Consider the following 5,721-nt stretch of genomic DNA (forward strand, 5'->3'; position numbering starts at 1 on the left):
AGTATTTTCACACGAACTCTTATTAATTGAGTAAATAAAAAATTGTCGCAATAATTATTGCAATTCAACACATTGAAAAAACTTTGCGAGGATCTAATAGAAATGGCAATATTTTTACTTTATCTAAAAAGATAATCACAACATTTGATGTTAAGGGGACAGCAAATAGAACAAGTTTGTTCTGGCTAAAAAAACTAACAACTAAACTGATTAAAGACATGCAGGTCATCTCAGCTGATTGTTTAAATATTAACCATCCATAAAACCATATAGCCGAGTGTTCTCTTATTAAGAAACCATTGGATAGTCCATATAGAATGTTAGAATTACTTTCAATAGGATTTGTAATCAAAGGAAAGTTCAAAGATAAAAGATATATTACTATCGCATTGCTTAGTCCAACAATTAAGAATGAACAAGAAATACATATAAATATTTTACTCAAAAAGTACTTACTTTTCCCCATCCTGGGTAAGGTATATTGTAAAACGCCTTGTCTTATGTCTCGTGCAATAAAGTCAGCGACAAATAGATTTACAATCGTCGATAATGCCAATGATATCGACGTATGATTAGTACTAACGGTCCATATATAGGCTATATTTACTTCATGTGTACGCTCAAAAAGTAACTCTTGATAGAACGGTATAATCAAAAATAAAATATAACCTAATATTATCAACAAAAAATATGAAGTTAGAATATTGTTCCTTAGTTCAGAAGTAATATACTTAATCAATGTAATGTTAACTCCTTTTTAGTTTCAGCATCAATAAGTATATATGTAGGATAAGTCACTCCATCTACTTCCTGTTCAATAACTCCTAACCACACAGGGATATATATGTCTGATTCTTCACTCGTTTTAGAGCCTAACAAATGCAGATACACTAGTTCCAAGGATGATAATTTAGTATCGTTAAGAATAATTATATTCTCATATTTATTTTCAATTAATGAAATTATTTCTTCAGCATTCAAATTAATTTGATTTAATCTTTCACCAACTTTGTTATAACCCCTAAGATCTGAATTTTCTAGACCATTTTCAGAAAAAGTTAATTGAAACACAGTATCTTCAGCAACAATACCTGCTTCATAATCCCCCATTGTAAAATCATTAATAGGGACGTCATCTATAAAAAATTTAACGGAAGCCATGTATAAATCAGTCGCAATCTGACTAATCTCCTCATCGCCACCTTCAAAATTAAAGTATTCTTTTAATAATGTACTCATATCATTCGCTGTGATACTTTGTAACTCAATTGAATAATCTAATTCAATACCTAAACTATGTATTAAAGTGTCAATTTCTTGCGTAATTTCCTCTCTAGTCGCAAAAGATAAATCATCCTCCGTCGACACTTCAAGTCCATTCTCTTTAACTACATTTTGAACGTCATAATACACAAAACCTTCACTTCTGGTATATCCATAAGCAATGCTGTTCTCTACTTGAGCAACACTCAATATATAAGACTCATTCTCGAATGAATATCGTTCCATTGTTAGTTCTGGTATCGAACTATGTTCAAAATCTGTCACTTCCAGATTATGATATGCTGCTACTCCTTCTAAAAAGTCATTCACATCTTGTTGTATTATTTCATATTTAAAGCTTTCTTCAGGATATTCATCATGTATAAGTTCATCACTAACTGAATACTCACCTTGTGCAGTGACAGTACTTAAGTTAACATTCACCATAATAATCAATCCTAACAGACCAGTAAATAACTTCATTAATTTATTCATAAATCTTCTCCCTGTCCTATGATATGAAAAAAACTACATAGCAGTCTAATCTCGTTTAAGACAGTACTATATAGTTGTATAATTTAATCAATATACTGTTTATCTTCTATGTTGAAGTACGAAATCCTACCGGTTTCTTTATTGATATAGATTGTCACCTCTAAATTCCACGTTTGTTCTTTGTCCTTTTCAAATAGCTGCTCTTTTAAGGTGAATTTCAGTTTTTTCTTAGTAAGATTTTTTTCATTTACTTCGCTAAGCACTGTGATATCTTCTACTGAATAATCAGCTGTATTCTCCATAGCTAGATAATAAATCTCGGTCAAATCACCATTGATTAATAACTTTTCCAAGTACTCATCTTCTATGATATTTTCGAATTTTTCTTCCATTATATTAACTAGTTGTTCACTTTCGTATGAAAATGACATTGAGTTGCCGTCTTTATGTTGGCTTTGCTCTTCCTTATCTAGTTCCTCGAAAAAATTGCTAGCAGTTTCATATGAGACAGTATAATTTAAGTTAATAAACTGATTTTCTATTGGTTCAGTCTTGACTGGATTTATATTTAAAAATAGAGTTGTTATCATTAAATACAAGTAAATTTTAAACGTGATCATTAATTCTACCCCATTTTATTGATAGCCTATTCTCAGACTAATTAATTATTCTCCATCTATAAATTCGATTGTCAGTGCAAATACATCCTTAATACCTTCCACTTCAAATCCTGGTTTTTCATAATCAGACGAGATTTCTTCAATGTTCAAAGAATAGCTATGGTCAGAATCTCTTAGAATAAAGAATGCCAAAGGCTCCCTTTTATTAGCTGTTATCTCGATATCGTCTTCCCAATTTCCTAATAGAGCTTCCATTCTATTGTCTCTTTCAATACGATTAGGTAAACTTGATGAAAGGAATTCATAGGTATTCAACTCGCCATCTTCTGTTAGAATACCTACACGAATAAAATCTTCTAGATTGGCTGATAATAGGAGCTTACCACCGTCGTATACTTCATTGACTAATTCCATGGCTTGCCAACTTCCGTCTTCTTGTAATTTTTCCCAGCGAATAATGTAAGATGAATTTTCGTTTTCATAATCGATTGAATAGAAGTTAGTTTGTCTCAAATGAAGCAATGACAATATCTCTTGTTGATCATCTGTTAACTCAACAAGTTGACCTACTCCATCCGCTGAAACTTGAATAGAACTTATAAAGAACAAATATAAGGTAATAAGACATGATAATAATAATTTATTTTTCATTCTGTTTTTCCCCCTTGAATATCTAAAATAGTAACTATTGTTAAAATTTAGTAATTATTTGGTAGGTATAAAGTCCAAGTTGTGCCGCCTCTTACTAATGTTAAATTGAGATTAGCTCCGATTTCACCGTAAGAGGTAGGAAGTATATACGTTGCAAAGTTTGGATAGTATGTAAAACTACTTCCAGGATAATATACTCTAGACTGGTCAATATGCCCGCCAGCACTAGTGACTCCGGATGACCCAACTACTAAGTATGAATTAGACACTTGAACTGTACTATTATAAGATGACCAGCCTCCACTTACACTATTCACCTTAACATGTGTTAGACCATTATAATACGTATACCCAAAATTCACAGTTAACTCTGCTCTAACACTTCCAGATGAGTCCCAACTATATCGATAGTTACTATTCAAAGGAACCAGATTTTCCGAACTTATATCTATAATTGTCTTTTGACTAATTTCATCTCCACTGGGACTTGAAAACGTCCCTATTTCATTTGTCAAGACTCCATAACTCTCGCCATGTTCATTTACCAAATATGCAGAATAATCATTTTCTGCACTTGCTAAAATTGGCGAAGCAACTGACAACAATATAGCTATAATTAATAATATTTTTTTCACTAGAATTCCTCCTCGTTTTAATTATCAGTTTCTCCAACTACTTTTTCATTCTTATTCTTTTTGCGTGATATCAGTCAATATCAAAATAGTTTTCGCTTAAAAAACTTAGGAAAATGTATTGCATAAGACTTTCATAATTCATCAAAAAAGAAAGTATATAAGCCATCAGCATTGCGATTAAAATATTTTTGACATATTTAGATTGAGTAGTAAATTTTAAATTTTAAAAACGATTTCTCACTGAATTAGGCACTTTTATCAAAACATCGATAATATACAGTAAAATAAAAACTAATTGTATAAGCAGAGTACTATCCCACACCATATGTTTTAAACATAATGAGATTAGTACAAACATAATTTCCGAAAACAATAAACTTTGTTCAAGGGTACTAGCATGATAGTCTCCACCACAAACTCTCAATGGAATATAAAGAAAAATTACTATAACCAACTCGCTTACCGTACCGAATAACACCCCAACAAAAACTGCAATAATAAAACCTAATAATTGGTGAACAATAATTGAGAGACCAAAGTTAATACATTCTTCTATCTCAGTACGTGATATAGATTTACTTATTACTCGTGAAATCCTGTTAATCATCTTGACTTGAAAAATATTCTTTTACATTTTTTACTTTTTATCGGTTGAAAAATGAAATACATACTTAAATTTCCTATTATATTTAATTTTGCAATAAACATAATCACAAGAAACATAACTTAATACAATGATTCAAGACAAGTTCTTTCATAGTAAGATTCATGTAAGTCATTTGTGGTTACTCCTCTAATTTTCGTGGTTGAAAATTTGATTTGAGTGTACCATGAATGGTTTATTTAATCTTTCTAGCTTAATTTTACAATCGACGACCTTAAAAAGTTAGAATAAAAACTCTAACTTTTTAAGGTTACGACAATTTAATTATCCCTCTAACACAAAGTCATAAGAATTATATTCAATGGTGTTATCATCTGAACGTGTAAATTCGATTAGGTCATTACTAAACAACTTAATGCGAATACTCTCATCCGACTCCACTATCTCAGGGTTAGTAATGGTGAAAACAACATTGCTCATCGGATCAATGGACGAGTAAATTCCAGATGATGCATCTTGAATTTGTTGAATCACATTGAAGACAGTCGGATTATTTTCTAAATCCAGTTGATTTTCAATGGCATTGAAACTAATTCCTAACTCCTCTTGCAGAGCTTGGATATCATCGGCTTCTGAGTTGGGATCAAGTTGATTCAAGGCGGAATTGTCTGTGTGATTTGCTAATAGGAGCATGACTTCTCTTGCTTCAGGTGCCTCATTATTGATAGTTAGTCGAACGCTATTCGAGTTAAATACGATATGGCTAATAGGACTCTCTTCATTCTCGCTTACATAACTTTGATTATCGTTGGCAGAAACAGAAATTGAACTAATAGATACTAGTGATACTAATAAGATTATATACTTTAATATTTTTTTCATTTTAATTATCCTTTCTATTTTGCCTCAACGGGAGCTTTAGACGGAATAGGTATTGCTGAATCTACAGGATATACATAGCCACTATAATACGACATTGAGTTTGGTCGAGGAGTAAAACCAACTTTTTGCAAGTAACCATGCCAATATCCATTATGATAATAAAAAGTTGCTGGACCATTTCCAGAAACAGGATGCATTTCAATCCACATCCTTCTTACATCGAGTGGTTCAATTATATTACTAGAAATATTAATTTCATTATTATTTTCAAATGCTTTAGCAACAGAAGTTGGTAATACAAAAGTAGCAATTAATAATCCTGTTAATAAAATTTTATATTTTTTCATACATCATACTTTCCTTAATAAATAATCTGTCTAAATTAACCAACTATAAAATTCTTTCGTACCAGTTCAATAAAGATCAAACTTCCATTTGTTAGCAACCCAATAAATATATACTTCATCAAGTTATAGTACCCTAAAGCAAATGTTAGCCCATAAGTGGATATATCGGTCTTAAAGAGCCACTTCGTCGGACATAATTGAGCCACCTAAATCGCTCCTGCTAG

The 5,721-nt window shown here is 31.3% G+C and carries 7 protein-coding genes; all 7 read right to left on the bottom strand.

Translation table 11 applies throughout. The features are described 5' to 3' along the window. Positions 1-735: 735 nt before the first annotated feature. Positions 736-1,758 carry a hypothetical protein gene (locus tag ACFO5Y_RS11000; RefSeq protein ID WP_197105335.1) on the bottom strand — a complete coding sequence of 341 codons (1,023 nt, stop codon included), beginning with the start codon at positions 1,756-1,758 and terminating at the stop codon, positions 736-738. 83 nt (positions 1,759-1,841) lie between these two features. Next, positions 1,842-2,378, bottom strand: a complete 537-nt coding sequence (locus ACFO5Y_RS11005) for a hypothetical protein (RefSeq protein WP_197105334.1) — start codon at positions 2,376-2,378, stop codon at positions 1,842-1,844. Positions 2,379-2,423: 45 nt separating this feature from the next. After that, complete coding sequence (locus ACFO5Y_RS11010) at positions 2,424-3,029, bottom strand: hypothetical protein (protein ID WP_197105333.1); 606 nt, start codon at positions 3,027-3,029, stop codon at positions 2,424-2,426. A 47-nt stretch (positions 3,030-3,076) separates the two neighbouring features. Next, entirely contained in the window at positions 3,077-3,664 is a 588-nt protein-coding gene (locus ACFO5Y_RS11015) for a hypothetical protein (protein ID WP_197105332.1), read from the bottom strand. Positions 3,665-3,887: 223 nt separating this feature from the next. Beyond that, complete coding sequence (locus ACFO5Y_RS11020) at positions 3,888-4,271, bottom strand: accessory gene regulator B family protein (protein WP_197105331.1); 384 nt, start codon at positions 4,269-4,271, stop codon at positions 3,888-3,890. Between the two features lie 321 nt (positions 4,272-4,592). Continuing rightward, positions 4,593-5,150: a hypothetical protein gene (locus ACFO5Y_RS11025; RefSeq protein ID WP_197105330.1), complete on the bottom strand. Its 558-nt coding sequence runs from the start codon at positions 5,148-5,150 to the stop codon at positions 4,593-4,595. A 14-nt stretch (positions 5,151-5,164) separates the two neighbouring features. Continuing rightward, on the bottom strand, positions 5,165-5,497 hold the full coding sequence (locus ACFO5Y_RS11030; protein WP_197105329.1) for a hypothetical protein: 333 nt from the start codon (positions 5,495-5,497) through the stop codon (positions 5,165-5,167). Positions 5,498-5,721 lie beyond the last annotated feature (224 nt).

The sequence above is a fragment of the Ruoffia tabacinasalis genome (assembly GCF_042652985.1).
Taxonomy (GTDB): Bacteria; Bacillota; Bacilli; order Lactobacillales; family Aerococcaceae; genus Ruoffia; species Ruoffia tabacinasalis.

What these genes read in the sequence shown, in the direction of transcription:
- ACFO5Y_RS11000 (WP_197105335.1), bottom strand. Translation starts at nt 1,758, where the DNA reads ATGAATAAATTAATGAAGTTATTTACTGGTCTGTTAGGATTGATTATT.
- ACFO5Y_RS11030 (WP_197105329.1), bottom strand. Translation starts at nt 5,497, where the DNA reads ATGAAAAAATATAAAATTTTATTAACAGGATTATTAATTGCTACTTTT.
- ACFO5Y_RS11025 (WP_197105330.1), bottom strand. Translation starts at nt 5,150, where the DNA reads ATGAAAAAAATATTAAAGTATATAATCTTATTAGTATCACTAGTATCT.
- ACFO5Y_RS11005 (WP_197105334.1), bottom strand. Translation starts at nt 2,378, where the DNA reads ATGATCACGTTTAAAATTTACTTGTATTTAATGATAACAACTCTATTT.
- ACFO5Y_RS11020 (WP_197105331.1), bottom strand. Translation starts at nt 4,271, where the DNA reads ATGATTAACAGGATTTCACGAGTAATAAGTAAATCTATATCACGTACT.
- ACFO5Y_RS11010 (WP_197105333.1), bottom strand. Translation starts at nt 3,029, where the DNA reads ATGAAAAATAAATTATTATTATCATGTCTTATTACCTTATATTTGTTC.